Origin of the sequence: Mesorhizobium sp. M1A.F.Ca.ET.072.01.1.1, from assembly GCF_004023325.1 — a bacterium.
GTDB lineage: Bacteria > Pseudomonadota > Alphaproteobacteria > Rhizobiales > Rhizobiaceae > Mesorhizobium.
Map to the genome: position 1 here is coordinate 1 of NZ_RZSF01000416.1, position 4,783 is coordinate 4,783.

The following is a 4,783-nucleotide window of genomic DNA, read 5'->3' on the forward strand; positions in this document are numbered from 1 at the left end:
CCCCGGAACCCAAGGCTGAAAAACCGCCCGAGCAGAAAGTCGAAAAGCCTCCAGTGCCGGAAAAGCAGCCGCCGAAGCCACCGCCGATCGCGGTGCTAAAGCCCGTTTTCCAGTACGGCAACAAGGACACCGGCCCCAGGACATCCCTGGATGGAGCCGGCAACCGGGACAACACGCCGTCGCCGGCGAAGGATAACGATACCAAGCCGCCCGCCGTGGCGAAGCCTGCACAGAAGCAATCTGCCGCGCCGGCCGATGCCGATCAGCCGGCGGATCAAAGCACGGCTGACGAGAAGCCGGTAATCGCCGCGACGGACACCGAGCCCGCCCAAAGTGACGAGAAGTCAGCCCAGGACACGGATAAACAGCAGGCAGCCAAGCAAGAGGCAGGAGCGCCAACCGCCGAAAAGCAAACAGCCGCGGCGCCGACGCCGATGGATGCCAAGAGCGGCGATAAGGTCGAGCTTCCGGCCGCGACCGAAAAGCAAAAGCCCAAGCAAGCAAATGCGCTGAAGTTCAGGCCCGCAAAGGTCTCGAAGTCCCGAAGCAAGAGCGCCGGGACGCCAGGTTCCACCAACGCCGCCGTTGCTGCGTCGCCGATCTATTCCGGCCTTCCGGGTGTTCGAAAGCTCTATTCGCAGGGCGCTACCGGCGATGCGCTGGCCACAAGCTCTATGAGCGAGGTGCCTCGCGACCAGCGGGTTGCCAACCTTTGCGGCAGCGTTTTGAACGAGGAATTGCAGGGCGCCTCCTATTCTCCGAAATGGCTGCCATCCATTCCGCTGAAGGTGGGCAATGTTCTTAACCCTCCGGTGGCCGCCTTCAGCACGGCAACCACATGGTACCGCCTAAGCTTCCGGTGCGAGGTCGACGCCGATGCGACAAGGGTCTTGTCGTTCAACTTCCGTGTCGGGGCTGAGATCCCACCCGGCGAATGGGCCGGGCTCAAATTGCCTAGTCTCCGCTAAGCTTTCCCGCGAAAGTGGGACCGGTTTCGGAGCAAGCGCATGCGTCGAACGAAGGTTCAAAGCGCGGACAGTGTCTCCGGTAGGGTAGGAGCGTTGAGAACCGGCGCCGCCTGGAAGGCTTTGGTCATTGCCCTCAGCGTCTGCGTGGTGCGGCTGGAAAGCACCGGCGGGCGCTCGGCCTCTGCCTGCGCCGCGGCATCCGCGGCCTCCTTCTTCGCCTCTTCCTCGGCCTTGGCCGCGACCTCCGGGTCGACCCAGGGATGATCGAGGCCAGGGATCGGCTTCAGATCGATGTTCTGGTGTGCATAGGCCATCAGCCGCTGCCAGACCATCGCCGGCAGCGACCCGCCGGTCATTTTGTTGGTCGGCGTGAAATCGTCATTGCCGAGCCAGACGGCGGCCGTGTAGTTTCCGGTGAAACCGACGAACCAGGCGTCTCGGTAGGACTGCGTGGTGCCGGTCTTGCCCGCGACGACGATGTCGGGAAGCTGCGCGCGCCGCGCCGTGCCGATCGCCGGCACCGCGGCCAGCATGGTGTTCATGTATTTCAGAGCTTTTTCCGACAGCACACGGTGCGGCGGCGGCGCGTCCTTGGCCCAGTCATAGACGACGTCGCCGGTGCGGGTGACGAGCTGTGTGATGCCGTGCCGGGAGCCGACGAAGCCGTTCTGCGCGAAGACGCTGTAGCCGGTCGCCTGGTCCATCACCGTCATGAGGGACGTGCCGAGCACCATGGTTTTGTGCGATTCCAGCGGCGATTCGACACCCATGGATTCGGCCATCGCCTTGATCGGCCCGATACCGAGATAGTCCTTGGCAAGCCGCACCGGCACGGTGTTGATCGACTTGGCGATTGCCGTGAGCAGCGTGACGTTTCCGGCCGAGCCGCCATTGTAATTGTGTGGCGACCAACTGCCCCAACTGACGGCGCCGCCGGAAACCACCGAGTCCGGCGTGAAGCCGTGCTCCATCGCGGTGGCATAGACATAAGGCTTGAACGACGACCCGGTCTGCCGCAGCGCCTTGGTGGCGCGGTTGAACTGGCTGGCGCCATAGTCGCGGCCGCCGACGATGGCGCGCACCGCGCCGTTGGTCTCGATCACCACCACCGCGCCCTCGGTAACGTTGTATTCCTTGCCGAACTGGCGGAGATGGAATTCGACCGACTCTTCGGCCGCTTTCTGGATATTGGCGTCGAAGGTCGTATGGGCGACCAGCGAGTGTTGGCCGGGCTTGGCGATCTTCTTGACCTCGTCGAAAGCCCAGTCCAGGAAATAGTCAGGGCTCTTCTGCTCGCCGCGGTCGACGACATCTGCCGGATGCAGCCGCGCCTGCAGCACCTGGCCCTCGGTCATGAAGCCGGCGTCGACAAGGTTGGAGAGCACCACATTGGCGCGCGCACGGGCGGCCGGCAGGTTGATGTGCGGGGCGTATTTGGTGGGCGCCTTGAACAGGCCGGCCAGCATCGCCGCCTCGGCGAGGTTCAGGTCCTTGACGCTCTTGCCGAAATAGAAATCCGCCGCCGCCTCGATGCCGAACGTGCCGCCGCCCATATAGGCGCGGTCGAGATAGAGCTGGAGGATCTCCTTCTTGGATAGGTTGGCCTCCAGCCAGAGCGACAGGAAAGCTTCCTTGATCTTGCGCTCCAAGGTGCGCTCGTTGGACAGGAACAGGTTCTTGGCCAGCTGCTGGGTGATGCTCGAGCCGCCCTGGACCACCGAGTTGGCGCGCACATTCTCGAAGATCGCGCGCGACAGGCCGAGAACGTCGATGCCGTAATGATCGAAGAAGCGGCGGTCCTCGGTCGCCAGCACCGCCTTGATAACGATGTCCGGCATCTCGTCGACCGGCACGGAATCGCGCTGGATGATGCCGCGCTGGCCGATCTCGTTGCCGTAGCGGTCGAGGAAGGTGACGGCGAAATCGCCCTGGTTGCGCCAATCGCCGGCGGTGATCTCAAACGCCGGCAAAGCCAGCGCCAACAACACCACGAAGCCGCCGGCTCCCATGGTGAATCCTTCACTCAGCACCTCGATGATGGCGCGCCGCCAGCCATGCAGGCGGAAGCGGCGGGAAAAGATGGTTGCCGCCTCCCAGAATTCGCGCGCTTTAAAGCTGATCTCGTAGAGCGAGGAATCGAGCCACGCATCGACGGCAAGAGCCGCCGAGGCGATCCGGCCTCTTCTCTTGCGTGGTTTCGAAGGAGTTGGCATTCCAGACTTCCGCCCCAATGCGCTTTCGCCCGAAAACAGCATGCGGGCAGTTTCAGGTGGCACCCTGCCAAACTATTCGACCATTTTATCACTGCTCACAAGGGCAGCGAAGCCACAGCACAAGCTTTGTTGAATGGAGGTCAATCGGCCGTGAACGGCGGGTAGTATCACCGCGCCGCGATGAAGCGCATGAAATGCGCCACATCCGCTTTGGTCGGCTCCTGGCCGGTGAAGGAGCGCAGATAGGCGGCTAGATGGCTGACGCGGGCCTCGACCGGTTCCTTGAGGTCGAGCACGTAATAGCCGATCTGCATGTAGTAGAGCACACGCGCTCGGATGAAGGCGTCCTCGTCGTCGTAGCCGTGCCGGCGGTACATGTCACGGATCGCGCTGAGGCGCTCGTCATCGGCCTGGTCGATCATCTGCCGCACGTCTGCCGAGCGCCTAGCCCATTCGCGCACGGCGAAATCGAGCCTCGGGTCGAACAGGCGCTCGTCGGCCCAGCATTCGAACACGTTCATCACGCCCATGATGATGGTTTCGGTAGGGCGCTGGGCTCGCTCGACGATCGCAGTGGTGTTGGTGTCATGCCAATGCTTGAGCAACTGGTCGAGCAGATCCTGCCGGCTTTCGAAATACCAGTAGAAGCTCGAGCGCGACACGCCGAGCTTCTGGCCGAGGGTGAGCACGCGCACGCTCTCGATGCCGTCTGAAATCAGTGTCTCGAGCGCCAGATTGATCCAGTCCGAGCGCGTGACCTTGATGTTGCCGGGAACCGGTTCGGCCTGCGGGGCGGTCATGATCATGGCCGCACAATAGGCATGGCGCGAAGCAGCGCGCAAGCGTCCTGTACACTTATGTCTAGACACTCCTGTACAGGAAGTGTATCGTAAGGCTCTCCAACGAGAGGGAGAGGCTCGTGAAATCGCATTACCGGGCAGTCGTCATCGGGGGAGGCGTGGTCGGCGCCTCGGTGCTCTATCACCTGACGCGCTTCGGCTGGAGCGACGTGGCGCTCATCGAGCGCGCCGAGCTGACGGCCGGCTCGACCTGGCACGCGGCGGCCGGCTTCCATGCGCTGAACGCAGACCCCAATGTCGCGGCGCTGCAGGACTACACGATCAAGCTCTACCGCGAGATCGAGGCCGAGTCCGGCCAGGATGCCGGGTTGCACATGACCGGTGGCGTCAACATGGCAAGCGATCCGCAGCGCTGGGAATGGCTGAAATCGGCCTGGGCGGTGTTCCAGTCGGTCGGCATCGAGACGGCCCGCCTGGTGACGCCCGAGGAGATCAAGGAGATCTGCCCGATCGTCGACGTCAGCGATGTACTGGGTGGCCTTTACGATTCCAACGAAGGCCATCTCGACCCTTACGGCACGACGCACGCCTATGCGGGCGCCGCAAAGAAGCGCGGCGCCGATGTGATCCTGCGCAACCGCGTGATCGAGATCAGCCAGCGCGCCGACGGCGGCTGGGATGTGGTTACGGAGAAGGGCGCGATTGTCGCCGAGCATGTCGTCAACGCCGGCGGCCTATGGGCCAAGCAGGTCGGCCTCATGGCAGGCGTCGACCTGCCGGTGACGCCGATGGAGCACCATTA

General features: G+C 63.4%; 4 protein-coding genes. 2 read left to right on the forward strand and 2 right to left on the reverse strand.

The features are described from left to right. Window positions 1-968: DUF930 domain-containing protein (locus EOA32_RS33150; protein ID WP_128373971.1), on the forward strand; the 968-nt coding region annotated here is incomplete at its 5' end. Between the two features lie 56 nt (window positions 969-1,024). Here the strand turns inward: EOA32_RS33150 and EOA32_RS33155 are convergent. Together EOA32_RS33155 and EOA32_RS33160 are read right to left on the reverse strand one after the other, a co-directional pair. Continuing rightward, entirely contained in the window at window positions 1,025-3,181 is a 2,157-nt protein-coding gene (locus EOA32_RS33155) for a penicillin-binding protein 1A (protein WP_128373972.1), read from the reverse strand. Between the two features lie 167 nt (window positions 3,182-3,348). Next, window positions 3,349-3,987 carry a TetR/AcrR family transcriptional regulator gene (locus tag EOA32_RS33160; RefSeq protein ID WP_128373973.1) on the reverse strand — a complete coding sequence of 213 codons (639 nt, stop codon included), beginning with the start codon at window positions 3,985-3,987 and terminating at the stop codon, window positions 3,349-3,351. 113 nt (window positions 3,988-4,100) lie between these two features. Between EOA32_RS33160 and EOA32_RS33165 the strand changes: the two genes are divergently transcribed. After that, a partial coding sequence (locus tag EOA32_RS33165; RefSeq protein WP_145971437.1) for an FAD-binding oxidoreductase occupies window positions 4,101-4,783 on the forward strand: 683 nt, incomplete at its 3' end.

What these genes read in the sequence shown, in the direction of transcription:
- EOA32_RS33155 (WP_128373972.1), bottom strand. Translation starts at nt 3,181, where the DNA reads ATGCCAACTCCTTCGAAACCACGCAAGAGAAGAGGCCGGATCGCCTCG.
- EOA32_RS33160 (WP_128373973.1), bottom strand. Translation starts at nt 3,987, where the DNA reads ATGATCATGACCGCCCCGCAGGCCGAACCGGTTCCCGGCAACATCAAG.